The 21,477-nt window shown below is 34.9% G+C and carries 22 protein-coding genes and 1 tRNA gene; 20 read left to right on the forward strand and 3 right to left on the reverse strand.

Translation table 11 applies throughout. The features are described 5' to 3' along the window. Positions 1-20: 20 nt before the first annotated feature. The 11 genes from A3223_RS00740 (at position 21) to A3223_RS10040 (ending at position 11,103) form a co-directional block, all read left to right on the forward strand. The gene (locus A3223_RS00740) at positions 21-1,541 is read left to right on the forward strand and encodes a C4-dicarboxylate ABC transporter (protein WP_084107946.1); all 1,521 of its coding nucleotides are present in this window, start codon (positions 21-23) and stop codon (positions 1,539-1,541) included. Next, positions 1,538-2,185, forward strand: a complete 648-nt coding sequence (locus A3223_RS00745; protein ID WP_084107947.1) for a pilus assembly protein PilO — start codon at positions 1,538-1,540, stop codon at positions 2,183-2,185. The genes A3223_RS00740 and A3223_RS00745 overlap by 4 nt, the downstream gene beginning before the upstream one ends. Then, positions 2,185-2,598 (forward strand): hypothetical protein, encoded by a 414-nt coding sequence (locus tag A3223_RS00750; protein WP_084107948.1) that lies wholly within the window; start codon positions 2,185-2,187, stop codon positions 2,596-2,598. Before A3223_RS00745 ends, A3223_RS00750 begins: the two co-directional genes overlap by 1 nt. Beyond that, positions 2,576-4,096 carry a pilus (MSHA type) biogenesis protein MshL gene (gene mshL, locus A3223_RS00755; protein WP_084107949.1) on the forward strand — a complete coding sequence of 507 codons (1,521 nt, stop codon included), beginning with the start codon at positions 2,576-2,578 and terminating at the stop codon, positions 4,094-4,096. Before A3223_RS00750 ends, mshL begins: the two co-directional genes overlap by 23 nt. Next, positions 4,089-4,916 carry an ATP-binding protein gene (locus A3223_RS00760; protein ID WP_054196616.1) on the forward strand — a complete coding sequence of 276 codons (828 nt, stop codon included), beginning with the start codon at positions 4,089-4,091 and terminating at the stop codon, positions 4,914-4,916. Before mshL ends, A3223_RS00760 begins: the two co-directional genes overlap by 8 nt. After that, complete coding sequence (locus A3223_RS00765; RefSeq protein ID WP_084107950.1) at positions 4,909-5,787, forward strand: hypothetical protein; 879 nt, start codon at positions 4,909-4,911, stop codon at positions 5,785-5,787. Before A3223_RS00760 ends, A3223_RS00765 begins: the two co-directional genes overlap by 8 nt. After that, on the forward strand, positions 5,784-6,323 hold the full coding sequence (locus A3223_RS00770; RefSeq protein ID WP_084107951.1) for a hypothetical protein: 540 nt from the start codon (positions 5,784-5,786) through the stop codon (positions 6,321-6,323). Before A3223_RS00765 ends, A3223_RS00770 begins: the two co-directional genes overlap by 4 nt. Positions 6,324-6,332: 9 nt before the next feature. Continuing rightward, positions 6,333-8,084: a GspE/PulE family protein gene (locus A3223_RS00775; RefSeq protein WP_054196613.1), complete on the forward strand. Its 1,752-nt coding sequence runs from the start codon at positions 6,333-6,335 to the stop codon at positions 8,082-8,084. Further along, positions 8,081-9,319 (forward strand): type II secretion system F family protein, encoded by a 1,239-nt coding sequence (locus A3223_RS00780; RefSeq protein ID WP_084107952.1) that lies wholly within the window; start codon positions 8,081-8,083, stop codon positions 9,317-9,319. Before A3223_RS00775 ends, A3223_RS00780 begins: the two co-directional genes overlap by 4 nt. 21 nt (positions 9,320-9,340) lie before the next feature. Further along, positions 9,341-9,841 (forward strand): PAS domain-containing protein, encoded by a 501-nt coding sequence (locus A3223_RS00785; RefSeq protein WP_084107953.1) that lies wholly within the window; start codon positions 9,341-9,343, stop codon positions 9,839-9,841. 494 nt (positions 9,842-10,335) lie between these two features. Continuing rightward, entirely contained in the window at positions 10,336-11,103 is a 768-nt protein-coding gene (locus tag A3223_RS10040; protein ID WP_413784285.1) for a methyl-accepting chemotaxis protein, read from the forward strand. A gap of 4 nt (positions 11,104-11,107) precedes the next feature. On the opposite strand, the gene A3223_RS00795 is transcribed toward A3223_RS10040, so the two are convergent. The 3 genes from A3223_RS00795 to A3223_RS00805 all read right to left on the reverse strand — a co-directional run bounded on the left by A3223_RS00795 (position 11,108) and on the right by A3223_RS00805 (position 13,206). Further along, the gene (locus tag A3223_RS00795) at positions 11,108-11,608 is read right to left on the reverse strand and encodes a SixA phosphatase family protein (protein WP_084107955.1); all 501 of its coding nucleotides are present in this window, start codon (positions 11,606-11,608) and stop codon (positions 11,108-11,110) included. Beyond that, entirely contained in the window at positions 11,608-12,417 is an 810-nt protein-coding gene (locus tag A3223_RS00800; protein ID WP_084107956.1) for a ferritin-like domain-containing protein, read from the reverse strand. The genes A3223_RS00795 and A3223_RS00800 overlap by 1 nt, the downstream gene beginning before the upstream one ends. A 108-nt stretch (positions 12,418-12,525) precedes the next feature. Continuing rightward, on the reverse strand, positions 12,526-13,206 hold the full coding sequence (locus A3223_RS00805; RefSeq protein ID WP_084107957.1) for an NlpC/P60 family protein: 681 nt from the start codon (positions 13,204-13,206) through the stop codon (positions 12,526-12,528). A gap of 139 nt (positions 13,207-13,345) precedes the next feature. Here A3223_RS00805 and murA point away from each other — a divergent pair, with 139 nt between their 5' ends. The 9 genes from murA (at position 13,346) to speA (ending at position 21,468) form a co-directional block, all read left to right on the forward strand. After that, a complete protein-coding gene (gene murA, locus A3223_RS00810) occupies positions 13,346-14,614 on the forward strand; it encodes a UDP-N-acetylglucosamine 1-carboxyvinyltransferase (protein WP_084107958.1) in 1,269 nt (422 codons plus the stop codon). Positions 14,615-14,616: 2 nt separating this feature from the next. Continuing rightward, the gene (locus A3223_RS00815; RefSeq protein WP_084107959.1) at positions 14,617-15,777 is read left to right on the forward strand and encodes a molybdopterin molybdotransferase MoeA; all 1,161 of its coding nucleotides are present in this window, start codon (positions 14,617-14,619) and stop codon (positions 15,775-15,777) included. Positions 15,778-15,828: 51 nt separating this feature from the next. Further along, positions 15,829-15,903 (forward strand) — tRNA-Gly (locus A3223_RS00820). 65 nt (positions 15,904-15,968) lie between these two features. Beyond that, the gene (flgA, locus tag A3223_RS00825; RefSeq protein WP_084107960.1) at positions 15,969-16,775 is read left to right on the forward strand and encodes a flagellar basal body P-ring formation chaperone FlgA; all 807 of its coding nucleotides are present in this window, start codon (positions 15,969-15,971) and stop codon (positions 16,773-16,775) included. Then, complete coding sequence (locus tag A3223_RS00830; protein WP_084107961.1) at positions 16,772-17,323, forward strand: UbiX family flavin prenyltransferase; 552 nt, start codon at positions 16,772-16,774, stop codon at positions 17,321-17,323. Before flgA ends, A3223_RS00830 begins: the two co-directional genes overlap by 4 nt. Further along, positions 17,320-17,790, forward strand: a complete 471-nt coding sequence (gene coaD / locus A3223_RS00835) for a pantetheine-phosphate adenylyltransferase (protein ID WP_002940900.1) — start codon at positions 17,320-17,322, stop codon at positions 17,788-17,790. The genes A3223_RS00830 and coaD overlap by 4 nt, the downstream gene beginning before the upstream one ends. A 1-nt stretch (position 17,791) precedes the next feature. Beyond that, on the forward strand, positions 17,792-18,379 hold the full coding sequence (gene tmk / locus A3223_RS00840) for a dTMP kinase (protein ID WP_084107963.1): 588 nt from the start codon (positions 17,792-17,794) through the stop codon (positions 18,377-18,379). Positions 18,380-18,409: 30 nt separating this feature from the next. Further along, positions 18,410-19,636 carry a histidine--tRNA ligase gene (gene hisS / locus A3223_RS00845; RefSeq protein ID WP_084107965.1) on the forward strand — a complete coding sequence of 409 codons (1,227 nt, stop codon included), beginning with the start codon at positions 18,410-18,412 and terminating at the stop codon, positions 19,634-19,636. Beyond that, positions 19,633-21,468: a biosynthetic arginine decarboxylase gene (speA, locus tag A3223_RS00850; RefSeq protein ID WP_084041350.1), complete on the forward strand. Its 1,836-nt coding sequence runs from the start codon at positions 19,633-19,635 to the stop codon at positions 21,466-21,468. The genes hisS and speA overlap by 4 nt, the downstream gene beginning before the upstream one ends. Positions 21,469-21,477 lie beyond the last annotated feature (9 nt).

Consider the following 21,477-nt stretch of genomic DNA (forward strand, 5'->3'; position numbering starts at 1 on the left):
GCATTATGAGGTAAATTTTTATGTTAAAGCTTAGAAAAATTAACGATAATCCAATCGTTACGCTAGATCCTTATGAATATGAAGGTTTTAGATTTTCTAATAGCAATGTCGATTCGCTAAGTCTCTCAAAGAATATTTTAAAGCGAGACTTCTTTATATCTTACATCGAGTACAAAGATATAATAACAGCTACCATAAACATCTCAAGAACAATAGATGATGAGGATATTGAAAATAATATCTCGATCAAAATTTACGAAGAGCTCTCTCTTGATCCTGCGATTGACTATAAAATAGTTTATTTTGAAAGCAATGTTGAAAAAGAAGATAGAATTTTTAATGTTTTTATTGCTACAAATGAAACGATAAATAAAATTTTTAAAAATATTTCTAAAAGAGTACCTTTTATAGATTATGTCGTTGTAGAGCCGCTTTTATATAGTGCTATATATAAAAAAGGCTTACTTCCTAGCACTCAGAGTGATTGTTTTTTGACATTTAGGGCCGATGAAGCATTTATAAGCATTTATGTAAATGGGGAATACCTTACATCAAGAGGTTTAAGATACACACTAAATTATCTAAAAGATAAATTTATAGAGCAAAGTGGCGAAAGAGTAAGCCTAGAAAGCTTTTTAGATATCCTAAAGACAAGAGGACTTTTAGATAGCAATGAAGAAGGCTTTAGCTACGATCTAAATACTGTTTTTGAGGACTACATATTTTACGTAAATGACACGATAAATGTTGTCAATAGAATCTATAGCATAAATATAAAAAATATCTATATTGACTGTGACTATAAAATAGAGCGTTTTGAAAAATTTATCAATACAAAGCTCGGCACAAATGCTACGAAATTAAATACAAGCACTGTAATAAATTCTAAAAATTTAGCCATTAGCGAACGATATAACATGATGGCTTTATATGCAAATTTTTACAAAAAAGAGGCCTTTAATGCCGATTTTAACTTCTCAAATTTACTTAGGCCTGATCCGTTCACAAAGAGAAAAAGCGGTAAATTTATACTGACATGTGCCGCTGCTTTTTGCCTAAGCATGTCCTATCCATTTTATAATTATATAGCTGGCAGTATTTTAGAGGCAGATTCGCAAAGACTAAGCGATGAGCTTGATGTTCTTAATGCACAAGCAGCACAAATAAGAAATACTCTTGAAATACTAAAAAAAGAGCAAAACGATATAAAAGGATTAACTGATAAAGAGGAAGAGAAGTTAAATTTTAGAAAAGGATTGCTTCAAGAAATTGAAAACAAAAAAGATCACTACGTAATGAAAGGTTTAAATCTTTTTGAAATTACAGATATGATAAACAATAATAGCGTTTTTATAACAAATATTAAAAATAACGATAAAAATTTAACAGTAACCGTTGTTAGCGATAATGAAAAAAGGATTACGCAGCTAATAAAAGATATTAGCAAGATGCCTAAATATTCAGTAAATACAAAAAAAATTAAAGAAGATAAACAAAATAACGAGTATGAAAGTAATATAAGTATAGAGATTAGACAATGAGACAAGACGTTTTAAGTAAAATAGATAAGTATTTTGACGCAAAAAAACAAAGTGAAACAAATATAATTTTTTTGGGTTCAGCTTTAATTATTATTTATATTGTTTATATGCTTTGCTTTGATCCGTCGCAAGATTTTTATGATGAAAGACTTAATGCGCATACTAAAATTAGCAATGATCTTTCAAGAACAAGAGATTATTTAAGATCGACTAGCTCACCTAGTGGGGATAAAAATTTTAAAATAAATGAAGAGACCAAAATACTTGAAACGCTTAAAGGCAAATATTCTAGCGTTTTAAAATTTAATGCCCATTTTGACTCAAAGCTAAAAGAACTATCATTTTTATTATTTAACGATCAAAATTGGGCAAATTTTTTAGACAACATCGTATCTTTAGCGAAGCAAAATAATATAAAAATTTTAGAGTTAAAAAGTGATATAAAAGAGCCAAATTTCCAAAAGATTGAGCAAATTTTAAATATTGACTTGACATTTTTGGGAGGTTTTAAAGATATGCTTTCATATATAAATGGCCTTGAAGAATCAAAGCTAGTAGTGGATCTTCATAAAATGGATGTAAATTCTACCCAAAAAGAGCTTGGCGCTAAGATCTCAATATCTGTTTGGGGGATGAAATACTAATGAAAATAAAAATTTTATTGGCTTTTTTATTTTTAAATATTGCTTTTGCTAATCAGCTTCAAGAGGAAATGGACTCTTATGATAAAATTTTTGAAAAAATAAAGGAAAAAAGAAGCGGTCTTAGCGATATTGAGCTTTCGAGCATAAAAAATCCTTTTAAGCAAGAACCTATCAAGACGATAACAGATCAAAATTTATCAATTATCACTCAAGCTTCAAAAGGGCTTAGTTTAAAAGCAATTTTATTAAGCAAAGCAAATATTGATTCCAAGTGGTATGCTGTCGGTGATATTGTTGATGGTTACAAAATAACCAACATTACTAAAAATGGTGTTTTTTTAGTAAAAGGCGATGAAAAACAAGAGCTAATTTTAAAAAATGGAAGTAAAAATGTTGAGATTAAAATTAAATAAAATATTAATAATAGGTGCACTATTTTGCTTAAATATGAACTATGCTAGTGCTAATGAGAGTAGTTGTTTAAGCAAGAATTTTAATATGAAAATTTCAGATGATGTTGCACTAGTAGATGTGTTAAATCAGCTTTCAGAGATGTGTAACTTTAGTATTGTTGCAAAGGACACTTATAGCAAAACGGAGCTAAAAGATAAAGTTTTTGGCGTTAATATCAGAAATATGAGTCTTAGCGAAGTTTTTGACCTACTTTTAAGTGAGAAAAATTTAAGCTACGAGTTTTCAAATAATGTATTAAAAATTTCATCTTTAAAAACTCAAATTTTTAAACTAGATTATATAACTTCTATTAGAGAAGGAACTGCTGTCACCCAAGCTTCAGTGGATGCTACTCCATCTGAAATTTCTAGTGGTTCAAGTAGTAGCGATAATTCCCAAGATGATAGTTCTCAAGGCTCAAGCAACCTTATAAAAACTACTGAAAGGTTTGACTTTTGGGAAAAACTAGATGCTGAGCTTAAAGCTATTTTAAATAATAGTAGCGAACATATCACAGCGCCTGATCCTATCATAAATCAAAACGCAGGCCTTATCACTGTTACGGCCACTCCTTCTCAACTTAAGCGAGTCGAAAAATATATAGATGAAATGCAAAAAAGACTAAAAAAACAAGTAATTATTGATGTTTCTATTATTTCAGTTGAGTTAAACAATGAATACAAGCAAGGTGTTGATTGGAGTAAATTTGAACTTGGGTTTAATACATACATTGGTAATTCAAGAAACAATCCGAGCTCAAGTGCTACTTGGACAAATAAGGGAAATAGCCTAAGTGATGGATTTGGACGTACATTAAATATTGCAGCTAATTTAAATTTTAGCCTTGATGGAATGATAAATTTTCTTGAAACAAATGGAAAGACAAAGGTTATATCAAGTCCAAAAGTGACAACACTTAATAATCAACAAGCTCTAATCTCAGTTGGTGATAACATAAACTACCGTGTTCAACAAAAGACTGACAATGGAAACAGCAATAGTGATAGGCTAACAACTACCTACAAACAATACTCTGTTTTTATTGGCATATTATTAAATTTATTACCAGAAGTCTCTGATAACAACAAAATCATGCTTCGAATCAATCCATCGCTTAGTAACTTTAAATATGCTGAAGACGACACAAGACAAAATGCGTTAAGAGAGATCGCTCCAGATACGGTACAAAAGAAGCTTTCAACTGTTGTTCAAGTTGATAGCGGTGATACTATTATCCTTGGTGGATTAATAGGTCAGACAAAGGGTAAAAATAATACTTCTGTACCTCTTCTTTCTGATATCCCACTTATAGGTGGTGTCTTTAAAAGTACAAGAGACAATATAAAAACAACAGAGCTTATCTTTGTCATCACTCCTCATGTGGTTGATTTTGACAAAAAAAAGCCACTTAATCAATCATTAAAAGACTTAGGTTTTTCTAAAACGATCTATGAATAACAAGAATATTTATACAGATATAAAAGATATCTTTATCAACGAAGACGAAGTAGCTGATTTTGTTAATCTAGATAACTCGATCACTTGTTACAATAAGATTGTCTCGGCTCTAAAAAAGCCATTAAAGCTTATACTTTTTTATGGTAAGCCTGGTAGTGGAAAGACCTTTTTGTTAAACAAGATAGCCTCTGACCTTCAAAAGGATAAAAAATTAATTTTTTTCCCACATCCTTTTTTTAGCGAAGCTACATTTATAGAAGCTCTTTGTGAAGATATATACGGAAATAAGCTTGATAATATAAATAATTTTGAAAGTTTTGTTGCACACTACTCAAAAGAATTTAAAAATAAAGATGAAATTTTACAAAACCAAATAGTTGTCATCCTGGATGAAGCACAACTTTATCCTACTGAATTGATCGAAAAAATAAGGCTAATGGCCGATACAAGATTATTTAAATTTCTATTTACTATTCATAAAACTGAAAATGAAGATGTGTTAGCAAAAGACTATTTTCAAACTAGAATTTGGGAGAGTATAGAGCTTGGAAGTGCAAACACGAATGAAATCATAGTTTATTTGCAAAGAAAAATAGGACAAAAAGGCTACGATAAATACCTAAATTTTCAGAAAAAAGACTATGACAAAGCCTATGAGCTTTGTTGCGGAAATCTACGCACACTAAATAAAATCATGTATAAATTTTATGAAATTTGTGAATATTACGAACAAAATCAGCCGTCAAAATTAAGTAGCGAGGATGCAAATATTAAAATTTTGACAATGTCTGCACTTGATACAGGAATAATTCATGCTTGAATTACAAGAAATTCAAAGACTAGAAAAGCTCTATGAAGAGTACAAAAAAAAGAATAAAAATAGCCTTTTAAAATTATTATCACATAAAAAGCTAGGCCTTTTAATAATTACGATCTTGCTAATTGCTTTTATCTTTGGTGCTTTTTTATTTTTCTCAAATGCTAAAAACAAAAAAGAGACAACCAATACTCCAACTTTAGTTGAGAAAAATTTAACAATACAAACAGATATAAAAGAAAAGAACATAACCTTTGCTGAAACTAATGTCAGCAAAAATATTTTAGAAGATGGCAAACAAAAAAGCGAGCAAGCAAAAGAGAGATTTGAATCAGATAAAAAACAAGATGAACTCGCCGAGAAAATAGCTAAAAAGCTAGAACAATCCATAAAGCTGAATGAAGATAGTAAAGAACAAGCATCAGATAAAAAACAAAGAAGTGGTGGCGGTTGGCTAAAGCTAAATTTACCAACTGAAAATGAAAATATGCAAAATGAACAGCCTCTACCAAATGAAGAGATAATAGAATTGGAACCAAAGGCAAAGCCTAAAATTGATATTCAAATTTCAAGTGAAAACAATGAAATTTCTATGCTAAAAGAAAATTTTAATAAAAGTAAAAATCCAGAAATCGCCCTTAAAATAGCGAGAAAATGCTATCAAGATAAAAGATATAGCGACACTATAAAATGGGCACTATCGGCAAATAATTTAGATAGTAGCATTGAGGAGTCTTGGGTCATGTTTGCTAAGGCAAAATATATGCTAAAGCAAAAAGATGACGCATTGCGTGCATTAGAAGAATATAATAAAAATAAAAATAAGCCCGAGATAAATGAGCTAATAAATAAGATAAAAAGTGATACGTTGTGAAATTTTTACTTGTTATATTTTTATCGTTAAATGCCTTTGCTATTGGGACGGCTGACATTAAAAGTTATTTTGAAAAAGCTGAATATCCTAAAATTTGTAATCAAAAAATACAAGATCTTTTAAAAGATTCACAAAATGAAGAATTTCTTAATATCTTTGGTATATCTTGCTTAAAAACAAATGATATAGATAGGCTCGCTCTTCCAGCAAGCAAGCTATCAAAAACACAAAGCTCAAGAGAAAATGCAGCATATTTTGCTGATATATTGCTTAAAAAAAAGCTATTGCTTCATGCTATCTTGGATGGGGCTGATATAAGCTATATTAGGCTTCCAAAGAGCGATTATATTCTTTCATTTATATTTGATAAATTTGTCAAAAAAGAATACGTTGAGGAGCTTGGCGTATTTATTTTTGAAGAGCCAAATTCAGATACAAGATATGAGCTTAGTGCAATCGTTGGCTCAAATTTTGCAAAAATGATTTTAAAAATTTTTAAAAATGACGATCTTACTTCGCAGATTGAGTATAGATAAAGAGAAGAGATGAATAATTTAGAAAATTTAACGCTAAAAACATTAGAACAACTTAATAAACTAAATGATGAGCAAATTTTAAAGATTATAGAGATAAAAAAAATAAACGAAAAAAGTCTTTTGGCTATTTTGCTTGAAGAAAATATGCTAGAAGAAGAGATCTTTTTTGAAATTCTATCTGATATTTATAGAAGAGGACACACTGACATTGATGAAATTTCGACTAGTCTTCAGATAGATCAAAAGCGCTTTATTCAATATGTGTGCGATAAATTTAAAATCACATTTTTTGACCTTGATGATATAGATATCGACTACCGTATCAGTGAAAAGCTGAGCACCTCTCAGCTAAAATCATATAACGCTATCCCAGTAAAAGAAGACGAGATAAGTGTTTATGTAGCTTTTAAAAATCCTTTTGATGTGATCATTCAAGATAAAGTTCAAAATTTATTTAACAGAAAGCTATTAAAAGTAGCTTGCGCCGATCCAGCCCAGATAGAAAAATATATAAACAAAATAGCTCTTAATGAAAGCATAAAGGACGTTATTACAGAGATCAGAAAAGAGCTTTCAAGCTCTAGCAGTCAAGGGCAAAGTACGGAAAGCTCTGGAATTTTAAAACTAATTGAGATAATTTTAAAAACATCTATTCAAAGCAGAGCAAGCGATATTCATATCGAGCCAACTGAGACAAACTGTATCGTAAGAAGCAGGATAGATGGTATGCTAAGTGAGACATTTATATTTGATAAAGATATCTATCCGCCGATGGTAAGCCGAATGAAGCTACTTTCAAATATGGATATCGCGGAGCGCCGCCGCCCACAAGATGGTAGGTTTTCAGCTCAAATTTTAGACAAAGAGTACGATTTTCGTATCTCTACGCTACCTATCTTAAATGGTGAGAGCATAGTTTTAAGAATTTTGGACAAATCAAAAGTTATCATAAACATTGAAGATCTTGGTATGCATCCAGACAACTTTGCTAAATTTAAAAAGAGCATGAAAGCTCCTTATGGCATCATCCTAGTTACTGGTCCGACAGGATCAGGAAAAACGACTACACTTTATGGTGCATTAAATGATATAAAAAGTGTAAAAACTAAGATTATTACCGTTGAAGATCCGGTCGAGTATCAGCTAAATATGATCCAACAAGTACATGTCAATGAGAAGGCTGGGCTTACTTTTATCTCGGCTCTTCGCTCTATTTTGAGGCAAGATCCAGATATTATTATGATAGGCGAGATCAGAGATCAAGAGACGCTTAGGATCGCAATTCAAGCGGCACTAACTGGCCACTTGGTTTTTTCTACACTTCATACAAATGATGCTATTAGCGCTTTACCTCGTATGGTTGATATGGGTATTGAGCCATATCTAGTAAGTGGCGCACTAGTTTGCATCGAGGCTCAAAGGCTTGTAAGAAAGCTTTGTCCGTATTGCAAACAAAAAGTCACGCTATCTCAAAAAGCTCTTGATGAGATTAAGAAATTTCTTCCTGAAGATTATCAATTTTATAAAAGCGTAGGTTGCCAGCACTGCTCGCAAACTGGATATCTAGGGCGTGAAATGATAAGTGAAATATTATCTATCAGCGATCATATAGCAAGCATCGTAGCAAATAACGCTTCAAAAGAAGAGCTTAAAAAGGCTGCCTATGACGAAGGCTTTATAGATATGTTCCACGATGGCGTTATACGCGCAGCAAATGGTGTAACAACAATCGAAGAAGTATATAGAGTTGCCAAGATATGAAATTTTACGAAATAGAATATATAAAAGATGGCAAACGCCAAAAGATGAGCCTAAAGGCCAATAGCAAAAATGATGTAAAAAATCGTGCAAATATTCAAGGCATGATAGTAAAGATCAAAGAAACTCAGGTTTCAAGCATTAACAATGATTTTTTGGACTTACAAGAAAAATTTAACAAATTTTTCTCTTCTTCAAAAGTAAAAATTCCAGCTCTAGTTGCTACCATAAGGCAACTTAGCGTTATGACTAATGCTGGTATATCAATACATGATGGCATAAAAGAGACAGCAAATGCTACTGAGGATAAAAGGCTAAAAACAATATTTCAAACGCTAGATGAAGACCTAAATCAAGGTGCAAGTTTAACTCAAAGTATAGAAAATTTTCAAGAAGAGCTAGGCGATGTCACTGTCGCTATGGTAAGGCTTGGAGAGAGCACTGGTAATATGGCTGATGCATTATCAAAGCTAGCTTCTATCTTGCAAGAAGTCTGGGATAACCAACAAAAATTTAAAAAAGCTATAAGGTATCCAATAACCGTAATATGCTCTATAATTTTGGCTTTTATTGTGCTCATGACATCAGTTGTTCCACAATTTCGAGAAATTTTTAGCCAGCTTAATGCCGACCTCCCTCTTCCTACTAAAATTTTACTAAACATTGAATACATAATGAGCAATTACGGCATATATATAATAGTTGTTCTTATTGCATTTGCTTTTTTGCTAAAAAAGCAATATTCAAATGATGAAAATTTTAGGGATAAGGTCGATAAATACCTACTAAAAGTCTATCTTGTGGGCAAGATAATATTTTTTGCAAATATGAGTAGATTTAATCTAATCTTTACAGAGCTTGTTCGCGCGGGACTTCCTATCGCTGATGCGCTAGATACTGCCGTTGTAACTGTTTCAAATCAAGACATAAGAAATAAGCTAACTGCTGTAAAAGTACTGGTTGGTCGTGGCATAAGCTTAACCGAGGCCTTTAGGCAAACTGGACTTTATGAGGGTATGCTTATACAGATGATAGGTGCTGGCGAACAAAGTGGTAGCTTAGATGACATGACACAAAAAGTTACTGATTATTATAGAGTGAAATTTAATGATATTATTGATAATATTTCAAACTATATTGAGCCGATACTACTAATATTTATCGCAGCTATGGTGCTTTTGCTCGCCCTTGGTATATTTATGCCAATGTGGGATATGGCAAAAGCTGTTAAAAATTAAATCAACATTTAAAGGAGTAAAATGCCTATAGAAAGAGAATATGGCGTTGATGAGAACGCATTTTTAGTTTCAAAAACGGATACAAAAGGAAGGATTACTTATTGCAACGAGCCTTTTTTAAATATCGTAGGAGTAAAACAAGGTGATCTCTTGGGAAAACCGCACAATATAATAAGGCACACTGATATGCCAAGAGTTATTTTCAAGCTACTTTGGGAACGCATACAAAATAAAGAGGAAATTTTTGCCTTTATTAAAAATAAAACTCTCAATGGTGGATTTTACTGGGTATTTGGCAATATCACAGCCTCGCTTGATCAGCAAGATAATATCGTTGGCTACTATTCTGTTAGACGTAAGCCAAACGCAAAAGCGATAGAGACCATAAAACCACTTTATGCAAAATTACTTGAGCTAGAACGAGATGGCGGTATTGAAGCGTCTAAAAAATATTTATTAAAATTCTTAGAAGAAAAATCAACAAGCTATGATGAATTTATAAACAACTTACAAAGGTTCTAGATATGTTTAAGAAAAAATCAAATGCAATAAATGAGATTTTAAGTGTTGTCAAATCGGCAAGCAATGGCATACTAGAGCCTCGCATTGTAAATGTTGGAGAAAAGGACGAGATGTATGAAGTCGCCCTTGGCATAAATGATCTATTAGATCAGGTTGAGGCGCTTCAACGTGAAATTTCAACCTCAGTCCAAGCTGCACAAAACTCAAAAACATATAGAAATATATTTGTAGAAGGGTTTAGGGGTTTATTTAAACGAAATGCCATATCTATGAGCAAGGGTGTCACAGGTATAAAAGACGGCCAAAAAAGCAAGGTTAGAGGTCTTCTATCAAGCGAGCTTGACAAACTTGGAAACGGTATAAATGGTATAAATTATGTAAGAGATGATCTAAATGAAAGTATCAAAAATTTAAGCCAAACAGCAACAGATGCTAAACAAACTGCACAAACAGCAAAAGAAAATATGTCTAATATCGCCGAGCTTAGTCAAAATATGGGAGAGCTTGATGGTCTAGTACAAAGCTGCTCGAATGCTACTGGCATGCTAAGCACTAGGGCTTCTGAAATAAGCTCTGTTTTAAATTTAATAAAAGATATTGCCGATCAGACAAATCTACTTGCTCTTAACGCCGCCATTGAAGCTGCTCGTGCAGGAGAGCACGGACGTGGTTTTGCGGTAGTCGCTGATGAGGTAAGAAAGCTAGCCGAAAACACACAAAAAGCCGCAAGCGACATAGAAGTCAATATAAAAACACTCCAGCAAGAGGTAAATGATATCGATGAAAATTCTAAAAAAATCGATGAAATTTCTAAGCTAACGACACAAAATGTAGAAAATTTCAAAAAGGTATTGAGCGAGTTTAATGCAAACGCACAAAATACTGCTCAAACATCAAAATATGTCGAAAATAAAACCTTTGCTATAATCGCAAAAATTTCGCAAATCGCTTACAAAACTAAAGTGTACTCTGACCTTATAAACGAGCAAGGATATAGTGAGGAAATACGTGATTTAGCGCAAAGTCTGCTAGATTGGTATGAGAACGAGAGTATAAGCGAACACAAGCAAAATAAAAATTTTGATAAGTCAAAAGAGCTTGCAACGTCGCTAAATAATGAAATCAAACTCTTGCTCGAGAAGTCAGCCTCTGGTTACAACGAACAAAATTTAAATTATTTTGTTGATAAGTCTAAAAAAATAGAAGATCTAAGCGAGCAAATTTTTACTTCGTATAACGAAATTTTTAAAGATAAAAACTAAAGTGTTAAATTATCTTTGATGTTTTTTTTGGGTGGTCAAAAAATAACGCTTTTGCACCACCCTCTTTTAACTCACTAAATTTACATCCAAACTCAACGCAAAATATTCCAGAAGTTGGGATATTGTCTATTGATGAATCGCTTAAATACTCGCAAATTTCGGTAATGCTCGGGTTATGTGTGATGATAAAAATTTCATCCAAACTCTCATCTATATTTTTGACAAATTTTAAAAGATCTTCAAAGCTTATATCATAAAGCTCATCTATAAGACTGGTCTCTTCTTTAAATTTTAAAGTTTTAGCGATAATCTTTGCTGTTTGCTCGCACCTTTTGGCACTACTAGAAAAGATAGCCCCTGGCATCACATCATACATTTTTAGTCTATTTGCCATAAATTTAGCGTCCTCTTTGCCTTTTTGACTAAGCTCCCTTAAAGCATCTTTAGCTCCGTCCTTATTCTCATCAACCGCTTTTGAATGTCTTATGAAATAAATTTTACTCACTATCTCTCCTTTGAGAAATTCTTTATCAAGCAAAGCTCTTCTTTGCTAAATCCAGCTTTTAAGCGATCTTGCTCATTGATCTCTCTAACATTTTTAAATGAATTTGGATATAAACTTAAGATAATGTCAAAGTAGCTATTTTCGTCAATGTCCTCTTTTTTGCAAGCAAATTTAAACCACTTATCGCCTTTATAAACATGAGAGACTTCCTCCTTTAAGATGACTTTCAGGCACTCAATGAGCTCTTCATTTCCACCCTCGCCTTCAAGCCTTTTTATAATATGAGCGTTTGCATCAAGCCCATTTGCCTCCATATATCTTGGCAGTAGCGCCATACGGCTAGTTAGACTACTTGAAGTCTTTTGAAGTGCGATAAAAAGTCCATCATGTACACTTAGCTCGCCGTATCTACCGCCTTGTTTTAAGAGCAAATTTTCTATCATACAAAAGTGTCTGATCTCATCTTCAGCCACTTCTAGCCAGTCTTCATAAAATTCTCTTGGCAAATTTCTAAATCTATAACAAGCATCAAGCGCGATGTCAATAGCACTAAATTCAATATGAGCTACCGAATGGATAAAATTTAAATTTTTATCCTTTGGCTTTACTTTTTTGTTTAGCTCTTTCATGCTAACTACTTCACAAAATTTTGCATAGCTAGGTGTTATTAACTCATTTGGTTTAGAGCTTTCACAAAAATTTATATTAAAATCTCGTTTAAATTTCTCATAAAATAGCTCAAATTTTAAAAATTTAAGCCCAATCTCGCCTTCATTTAAAATTTCCCAAATTTCATCATAAAAATTCATATTTTCTCTTTATTTAAATCTGTATTTACGAATGTAAATTTATATAAATAATGCTTAAAATTTGAGCCTAGTATTTGTTTTAAAAGGTTTTTAATAAAAATTTCTGATTTATTTTGCTTTGCCATATCCAGCAAATCTATTTGCTGCTAAGCAACTTGAGTTTGAACATCTTACAAGGTAGCTATTTATCTCTTGATTTCCTTTTAGATGCACATTTTTTTGTTTTAGATTCATATAGCTATGAATTATCTTTCCGCCAGAATTATGTATAAATTTTACTGTCTCATCGCCAAGGACAGCCGTAACTATGCCAACATGAGTGATATTTTTCTTATCTTTATTTTTCTGAACACCCTTGCCAAGAGTATTTGAGAAAAATACAAGATCACCTATTTTTAGATTTTTATGAGTAATTAAATTTTTACTTTCATAAAAATTATAGATCGCTTTTGACTTTCTACCGCCATTATCGTAGTAGCGATTTATTGTCTTTTCATCAAAATACATATTTTGATACTTTGCATTTACGATAGAAACAAATCCTGAGCAATCACCGCCAGCTCTTGTATTTAGGTATTTTTTAAAAAAAGAACCAAATTTTTTATCTTCTCTATCATTATCTTCATCTATGATTTCACCAATCATTTGCTCACTAAAATCAACACTTGAAGTTACGGTTTGATTTGTTTCATTTTGCGGAGTTGTCGGTTGATTAGAAGTAAAAGAACAACCTGTAAAAAATATAATGCTAAGAATAAAAAAGATTTTTTTATTTATTGAATTTGACATATTTATATCCAAAATTTTAGTGTTTGCAATTTTAACTTTTAAACGTAAATGAACCGGAAATAGTGCTTTGCTTTCTTTATTCTAAGTTAAAAAGCAATATAATATCGGCAAAAAATATATTTTCTTAAGGCAAAAAATAATGATGCACTATTTAAAGATAAAAGGAAATGCCAAATTAAGTGGCGAAGTAAAAATAAGCGGTGCCAAAAATGCTGCTCTACCGATCATCGCCCTAACCTTACTTGCAAAAAAAAGTGTAAATTTAACAAATATCCCAAATGTCGCTGATATAAAAACGCTTTGCCAACTGCTAACTAATCTAGGAGCAAAGTGTGAATTTAAAGATAAAAATTCACTAAGCATAGACACAAGTGGTGTAAGCTCAACTACTGCAAATTACGATATCGTTAGAAAGATGAGAGCATCGATCTTAACGCTTGGACCGCTTCTTGCACGCTTTGGTCACTGCGAAGTGAGCCTACCTGGAGGATGTGCGATCGGACAAAGACCTATCGATCTGCATCTAAATGCACTCGAAAAAATGGGCGCAAATATAGAAATAAAGCAAGGCTACGTCGTCGCAACAGCACCAAATGGCCTAAAAGGCGCAAAGATTGTTTTTGATAAGATCACCGTAACTGGCAGTGAAAATATCATCATGGCTGCAGCTCTAGCGCACGGTACGACAGAGCTTTTTAACGTAGCGCTTGAGCCTGAAGTGGTGCAAATTTGTGAAATTTTGGCTAAGAGTGGCGTTAAAATAGAAGGCATCGGCACAAGTGAACTAAAGATAACCGGGAGCGGCCAAAAATTACTTGAAATTTGCGATATCGAGGTCATCCCTGATAGGATCGAGGCTGGCACATACCTTTGTGCTGGAGCTATAACAAATAGCAAAATTTCGGTAACAAAGGCAAATGCAGCTCATATGACGGCTATTTTAAATAAATTTGAAGAGATGGGCTTTGGTATCGAAGTAGACGGCGATAAGATCACGATATTGCCAGCAAAAGAGATAAAACCAGTGGAGATAAGAACCACCGAGTATCCGGGCTTTCCAACAGATATGCAAGCTCAATTTATGGCGCTTTGCCTTGCAGCAAATGGCGTTAGCACGATAGATGAGAGGCTTTTTGAAAACCGCTTTATGCACGTTAGTGAGCTTGCTAGAATGGGAGCGGATATTAAATTAAATGGACATATTGCAAGTGTTTATGCACCAGCTAAGCTAAATGCAGCCGATGTGATGGCGACAGATCTTAGAGCTAGCTCAGCGCTGATACTAGCTGCTCTTATAGCAAATGGCGAAAGCTTGGTACATAGAATTTATCACCTTGATAGAGGATATGAAAATTTAGAAGAGAAATTTCAAGGCCTTGGTGCAAATATTACTAGGCTTGAGGAGTAAAAATGCTACTAAATGATGCATTAGATGCGCTTAAATTTAAGTTTAAACTAAAAACAGATAGTGAAATTTTGCCTATCAGCATGGCTCTTGGTAGAACATTGGCAAATGATGTAGTGGCAGTAAAAAATCTGCCATGTTTTGATAACTCAGCGCTTGATGGCTTTGCGGTTAAATTTGACGAGAAAGATAAACCTTATAAGATCATCGCAAGTGCCTTTGCAGGCGATAAAGAGCAGCTAGCTATCGGCAAAAACGAGTGCGTGAAGATAATGACAGGTGCAAAGATGCCAAAGGGTGCTGACACAATAATAAAGATTGAGGATTGTGTAGTTGATGGAAATTTTATAAAAGCACCAAATAATCTTAAAAAAGGTGATGGATATCGCTTTAAAGGCGAAGAGGTAAAGATTGGTGAAATTTTGCTAAAAAGTGGCGAGGTCTTAAACACTAGAGGCATAATGATGCTAGCAACACAGGGCATAAGTTTTATAAATGTTAAAAAACAGCCTAGTGTTGGAATTTATTCAAGTGGAAATGAGATCATCGAGCCTTGGCAAAGAGCAAGCGAGGATGAAATTTACAATGCAAATGCCTTTGGTATCGCTGCACTTTTAAGGTACATTGAGCAAGATAGCTCATATCTTGGCATCATAAAAGATGAGCTAAGTGCTGTCAAACAGGCATTTCTAAATGCCACAAACTACGACATAGTTATCTGTTCTGGCGGAGCAAGCGCTGGTGAGGCTGACTATATGAAAATAGCTCTAAGTGAGCTTGGATACAATGAAATTTTTTCACATATTGATATAAGACCTGGCAAACCTTGCAAGGCTTATGAAAAAGATGGCAAACTTATTTTTGTCCTTCCTGGAAATCCAATGGCAGCTTATGTTTGCATGATGATGCTTGTTTTACCTCTTTTAAAAGAGGATTGCTTTGTGATGCAAAATGCTACAAATGCGCAAAATTTAAAGGTAAAATCAGGTAGGATCAATACAATTTTTGGAAATATTGAAAATGATAAATTTATAGCAACAAATGGTGGAAAATACGGCTCTGGCATGATAGATCATATTTTAAAAAGCACTTTTATGTTTTTAACTAGCCCAGATCAAAGCGAAATTTTGCAAAATAGTGAAATTTCTCTTATAAAACTTCCATAAAATCTTGACAAATGAAAAACAATCTGATAGAATGCGGACTTCATTTTAACTGCGGGAATAGCTCAGGGGTAGAGCACAACCTTGCCAAGGTTGGGGTCGCGAGTTCGAATCTCGTTTCCCGCTCCATCTTTTTTATACTCATTTTTTTATTTTCCACAAAACTTTTTGCAAATGAAGTCAGCATCTATCCGATGTATTGCGTTCTAAATGATCAAATTTCACTTAGTACTTTTGGCTTTGAAGGCGAAGACAATGAAATTTTAAACTTAGATGGCAAAAGAGCTGCCAAGATAGATAGCAAAAAGCTCTATGAAATTCTAACAGCAAATTTTAAAACATATAATGACAAAAGCGGTGGTAGCGTGGCTTTTGTGAAAAACTGCTCTATCATGGATGAAATTCAGATGCAATTTCTAAGAGAGATCAGCAACGAGTACCCAGGCATTAGTGTGAGCGATCTTAGCATCAGCCCACAAAACAAACTCCCTGCAAATTTCAAAGACTTAGTTTTTAAAAATATATTTTTAAACGATCAAAATAGCCAAAAAGGCGTCTTTAGAGCCTCATTTGAGGACGTTGATCTAAGCTTAAAGAGCCTTTATTTTAAATTTAGTTTTAATGCTAAAATGCCAGTTTTTATCGCTATAAATTCAATGAATACAAACCACATTTTAAGCCTGCTTGACTACCAACCAACGATGATAGAGTTTAGCAAATGGCCAAAAGATGCGCTTTCTAGCTCAAATAACTTGGCTCTTATAACAAAAGTGCAGATAAAAAGCGGTGAAATTTTAACCAAGCGTCAGTTTAACGCCATAAGCTTAGTCAAAAAAGGTCAAATGCTAAATGCGGTTTTAAGCGAGGATGGCGTTAAGATAATAGCTGAAGTAAAGGCACTTGAGGATGGAAATTTAGGTGATATGATAAAGATAAGAACAAAAGATAATAAAATTTTACAGGCCACAGTTTCAGGCAAAGATGAGGCAGTGATAAGATGAAAAAGATAGTATTTGCAGCCACTGGAGCAAGCGGGGCTGGACTCTTTTTAAAGCTTGTCAAGGCTGCCAAAGATAGTTGCGAGGCGCATGTCATAGTTAGTAAAAATGCCTTAAAAGTCTTGAAGGCTGAAGAAAATTTGAAGCTAAATTTAGATGATCTTGGCGTAAAAATTTATGATGATTTGGATCTTGGCGCAGGCCCAGCGTCAGGCTCATTTGGGACGGATGCTATGATCATAGCGCCCTGCTCTACCAACACGCTAGCAAAAGTTGCAAACGGCATAAGTGACACGCTCATCACAAGAGCTGCAAGTGTCGCACTAAAGGAGAGACAAAGGCTAGTTTTGGGTGTTAGAGAGATGCCATTTTCTGCGATCGCACTTTCACAGATGCAGTTTCTCTCATCTCTTGGAACTATCATCGCTCCGCCAGTTTTGGGCTACTACGCAGGTATAAAGAGCCTTCTTGATATGGAAAATTTCGTCATCGGCAAGTGGCTTGATGCTTTAAAAATCGAAAATAATCTTTATAAAAGGTGGCAAATTTGAAAAAATCTTGCATCTATCCAGGGACCTTTGATCCGATCACAAACGGCCATTTGGACGTTATCATAAGAGCTACAAAAATTTTTGACAAGGTAATCGTCGCAGTCGCAAAAAGTGACAGCAAACAGCCGATGTTCGCACATGAAAAGCGCATAGAGATGGCAAAAGAGGCAGTTTGCGAGCTAAAAAACGTAAGCGTTCTTGGCTTTGATAACTTACTCGTTGATTTTGCTAAATCACACGGCATAAACACCGTCATCAGAGGTCTTCGCGCGGTTAGTGACTTCGAGTATGAGCTACAAATAGGCTACGCAAACGCTGCACTTTGGGACGAATTTGAGACGGTTTATCTTATGCCAAGCTTAAATAACGCCTTTATTTCAAGCTCGATCGTCCGCTCAGTCTTGCGCCACGACGGCGATGTAAGCAATCTAGTGCCAGTAAAAATTCTAAAAAATTTAAAGGCGTAAAATGTATGTTTTATTTGAAGGCATTGACGGCGTTGGCAAGAGCACGCAGATAGAAATTTTAACTTCTAAATTTAGTGATGCCATCGTCACAAAAGAGCCAGGCGGCACGCAGCTTGGTGAAAATTTACGAGAAATTTTACTAAGCTCGAGCATAAAAATCGGCAAAAGGACTGAAATTTTACTCTTTTTGGCTGACAGAGCTGAGCATTTTGAAAAGTTAGTCGCTCCAAATTTAGGTAAGCTCATTTTAAGCGATAGAGGCTTTATCTCAGGCATCGCCTACGCTTTAGCAAATGATGAAAACTTAGATGAAAGCGTGCTTTTAGAGCTTAATAAATTTGCACTAAATGATAAATTTGCAGACAAGATCATCTTTTTTGAAGCAAGTGCTGAACTAATAAATGCACGGCTAAAAAATAGAGGCACAAGCGATAAGATCGAGGCTCGCGGTCTAGAGTATCTTTTAAAAGTGCAAAGCCTGATGAAACAAATTCTTATCAAAAATGGCTTTGAAACGCTTTTTATAGACGCATCTAAAAGCATAGAGCTAATTTCAAAAGAGATAGAAAATTTTATAAATTTTAAGTAAAATCACAAAAAATAAAAAAAGGATAATGCGATGATAACGGCACTTCGTGGCATGAAAGATATGCTTCCAGCTCGCGCAAAACTTTATGCACAGATAATAAAAACCTGCGAGGAAGTCGCAGAAAACTACGGATATGAGCAAATTTTGACCCCGCACCTCGAGGAGACGGCGCTTTTTAAAAGAAGTGTTGGCGAGAGCAGTGACATCGTGGGCAAAGAGATGTATCAGTTTGAAGACAAGGGCGGCAACGACGTTTGTTTGCGTCCTGAAGGCACGGCTGGAGTGGTTAGAGCCTTTATCGAGGCGAAACTCGACAGGGCAAATGTGACAAAACGCTGCTTTTATCACGGCTCGATGTTTCGTTATGAGCGCCCACAAAAAGGCCGCTTGAGAGAGTTTCACCAGTTTGGCTGTGAGTGCTTTGGCGAGGGCAGCGTCTATGAGGATGCGAGCATTATCTTGATGGTGAGCGAAATTTTTAACAGACTAAACATAAAAACAACCCTAAAAATAAACTCCCTTGGCGACGAGAGCTCGATGAAGTCTTACAAAGAAAAGCTCGTTAAATTTTTAGATGAAAATGACGACAGAATTTGCGAGGACTGTAAAAGACGCAAGCTTTTAAATCCTATCCGCGTGCTTGACTGCAAGGTTGAGAGCTGCCAAGAAATTTATAAAAATGCCCCAGTTATCACTGATAGCTTAAGCGATGGGGCGCAGGCTGACTTTGAAAAACTGCAAGAAATTTTAACGGCAAATGGCGTTAAATTTGAGATAGACACTAAGCTTGTTCGTGGGCTAGACTACTACTGCAAGACGGCGTTTGAGTTTATTAGCAATGAGATCGGCTCACAAAGTGCAGTCGCAGGTGGCGGCAGATACGACAGGCTCGTAGAGTACCTTGGCGGTAGAGCAAGTTACGGCGTTGGCTTTGCGATGGGTGTTGAGAGGATAATGGAAATTTTAGGTGAAGCCCAGGATGAGCGAGACGGAGTTTATCTTTGTGCGCTTGATACGGCAAATGTTGATTTTATCTATAATCTTGGCTCAAAGCTTCGCAAAAAATATCAGGTTGAAATTTCTTATGAAGCCAAAAAACTTCAAAAACATCTACAAAATGCCGACAATAAAAATGCAAAAATTTTCCTTTGCGTGGGCGAAAATGAGATGAAAGAGAATAAAATTTGGTATAAAAATTTAGAAACCAAAGATGAAAAAACGATAAATTTAGATGAGCTTGAAAAGGAGCTGGGATGAATGATTTTGGACTTAGTATTTGGGGCAATTCAAATTTTGTTATAGAAGATGGCAAAGTCTGTATAAATGCAGCCAGCAAACCAGCGATCATTGACATCGTAAAAGAGATAAGAGACGATGGATATAGAGGGCCACTACTGCTTCGTTTTCCGCACCTTATCCAAAAGCAGATCGAGCAGATCCACGCAAGCTTTGCAAAAGCAAAGAAAGAATTTGCCTACAAAGGCAGCTTTAATGCCGTTTTTCCACTTAAGGTCAATCAATATCCTGGCTTTGTAAAAAATTTAGTCCGCCTTGGCAAACCCTACAACTACGGCCTTGAAGCTGGCAGTAAGGCTGAGTTACTTTTAACTATGGCTTACAATAACGAAAAAGCTCCCATAACCGTAAATGGTTTTAAAGATAAAGAGATGATAAATATAGGCTTTATCGCCGCTGAAATGGGGCACAACATCACACTAACGATTGAAGGCTTAAACGAGCTTGAAGCGATAATCGCCATCGCAAAAGAGCGCTTCAAACCAAAACCAAAGATCGGACTTAGAGTAAGACTACACTCGACAGGATCGGGGCTTTGGGCTAAAAGTGGTGGCATACACTCTAAATTTGGCCTAACATCAACCGAGCTAATAGAAGCTGTAAAGATGCTAAAAAAGGCAAATTTACTTGAAAACTTCACAATGATACACTTTCACATCGGCTCTCAAATAAGCGAGATCCACCCGCTCAAAAAAGCACTCATCGAAGCTGGTAATATCTACGCTGAGCTTAGAAAAATGGGCGCTTCAAATTTAAAAGCGATAAATTTAGGCGGTGGCCTTGCGATCGAGTACTCGCAGTTTAAAGAAGAGAGCAGCAGAAACTATACATTAAACGAATATGCAAACGACGTTGTTTATATGCTTAAAACCATAAGTGAGCAAAAAAAGGAGATCGAGCCAGATATATTTATAGAGTCAGGTCGCTACATCGCCGCTTCTCATGCACTTTTAGTCGCCCCTGTGCTTGAGCTATTTTCTCAAGAATATACCGAAGAGAAGCTAAATTTAAAGAAAAATAATCCAAATTTGATAACCGAGCTAGTCGATCTTTATAAATCAATCAAGCCTTCAAACGCCCTAGAATACCTACACGACGCCATCCATCACACAGAAAGCGTTTTAACACTCTTTGATCTAGGCTATGTTGATCTTCAAGATAGATCAAACGCCGAGGTGCTTTTAAGGCTAATTAGCAAAAAAGCTGTCGTGATGCTTGGTAACAAGAGCAACTCAAGCGATCTGGCCAAAATTCAAAAAGAGGTCCAAGAGAGATACTTACTAAATTTCTCGATCTTTCAAAGCTTGCCAGACTTTTGGGGGCTAAAGCAAAATTTTCCTATCATGCCGCTTGACAGGCTCGATGAGCGCCCTACCCTGCCGGCTTCGATCTGGGATATCACCTGCGATAGCGACGGCGAGATCAGCTATGATGACGAGAAAAACCCGCTGCTTTTGCACGACGTGGACGTGGAGAAGGAGGATTATTTCTTGGGATTTTTCCTAGTTGGCGCATATCAAGAGGTGATCGGCATGAAACACAACCTCTTTACCCATCCGACAGAGGCCACGATAGAGCTTTCAAATGATGGCTACAAGATCACAAATTTACTAGAGAGCCAGTCGATCCTTGATATCATGGAGGATATGGACTATGATATCTACGAGATCCAAGATACTCTAAACGAGCGCTTAGTGAAATCAACTCTGATAAACGAAACACAAAAGAAGCAAATTTTGGGCGAACTTTATCTATTTTTAAATGACAATAGCTACTTAAAGACAATCAACTAAAAAGGAAAA

Origin of the sequence: Campylobacter concisus, assembly GCF_002092855.1 — a bacterium.
GTDB lineage: Bacteria > Campylobacterota > Campylobacteria > Campylobacterales > Campylobacteraceae > Campylobacter_A > Campylobacter_A concisus_AI.

Excerpts from the sequence above, each read along its gene's own strand:
- A3223_RS00740 (WP_084107946.1), top strand. The coding sequence starts at position 21 with ATGTTAAAGCTTAGAAAAATTAACGATAATCCAATCGTTACGCTAGAT.
- A3223_RS00745 (WP_084107947.1), top strand. The coding sequence starts at position 1,538 with ATGAGACAAGACGTTTTAAGTAAAATAGATAAGTATTTTGACGCAAAA.
- A3223_RS00750 (WP_084107948.1), top strand. The coding sequence starts at position 2,185 with ATGAAAATAAAAATTTTATTGGCTTTTTTATTTTTAAATATTGCTTTT.
- mshL (WP_084107949.1), top strand. The coding sequence starts at position 2,576 with ATGTTGAGATTAAAATTAAATAAAATATTAATAATAGGTGCACTATTT.
- A3223_RS00760 (WP_054196616.1), top strand. The coding sequence starts at position 4,089 with ATGAATAACAAGAATATTTATACAGATATAAAAGATATCTTTATCAAC.
- A3223_RS00765 (WP_084107950.1), top strand. The coding sequence starts at position 4,909 with ATGCTTGAATTACAAGAAATTCAAAGACTAGAAAAGCTCTATGAAGAG.
- A3223_RS00775 (WP_054196613.1), top strand. The coding sequence starts at position 6,333 with ATGAATAATTTAGAAAATTTAACGCTAAAAACATTAGAACAACTTAAT.
- A3223_RS00780 (WP_084107952.1), top strand. The coding sequence starts at position 8,081 with ATGAAATTTTACGAAATAGAATATATAAAAGATGGCAAACGCCAAAAG.
- A3223_RS00785 (WP_084107953.1), top strand. The coding sequence starts at position 9,341 with ATGCCTATAGAAAGAGAATATGGCGTTGATGAGAACGCATTTTTAGTT.
- A3223_RS10040 (WP_413784285.1), top strand. The coding sequence starts at position 10,336 with ATGGGAGAGCTTGATGGTCTAGTACAAAGCTGCTCGAATGCTACTGGC.
- A3223_RS00800 (WP_084107956.1), bottom strand. The coding sequence starts at position 12,417 with ATGAATTTTTATGATGAAATTTGGGAAATTTTAAATGAAGGCGAGATT.
- A3223_RS00805 (WP_084107957.1), bottom strand. The coding sequence starts at position 13,206 with ATGTCAAATTCAATAAATAAAAAAATCTTTTTTATTCTTAGCATTATA.
- murA (WP_084107958.1), top strand. The coding sequence starts at position 13,346 with ATGATGCACTATTTAAAGATAAAAGGAAATGCCAAATTAAGTGGCGAA.
- A3223_RS00815 (WP_084107959.1), top strand. The coding sequence starts at position 14,617 with ATGCTACTAAATGATGCATTAGATGCGCTTAAATTTAAGTTTAAACTA.
- flgA (WP_084107960.1), top strand. The coding sequence starts at position 15,969 with ATGTATTGCGTTCTAAATGATCAAATTTCACTTAGTACTTTTGGCTTT.
- A3223_RS00830 (WP_084107961.1), top strand. The coding sequence starts at position 16,772 with ATGAAAAAGATAGTATTTGCAGCCACTGGAGCAAGCGGGGCTGGACTC.
- tmk (WP_084107963.1), top strand. The coding sequence starts at position 17,792 with ATGTATGTTTTATTTGAAGGCATTGACGGCGTTGGCAAGAGCACGCAG.
- hisS (WP_084107965.1), top strand. The coding sequence starts at position 18,410 with ATGATAACGGCACTTCGTGGCATGAAAGATATGCTTCCAGCTCGCGCA.
- speA (WP_084041350.1), top strand. The coding sequence starts at position 19,633 with ATGAATGATTTTGGACTTAGTATTTGGGGCAATTCAAATTTTGTTATA.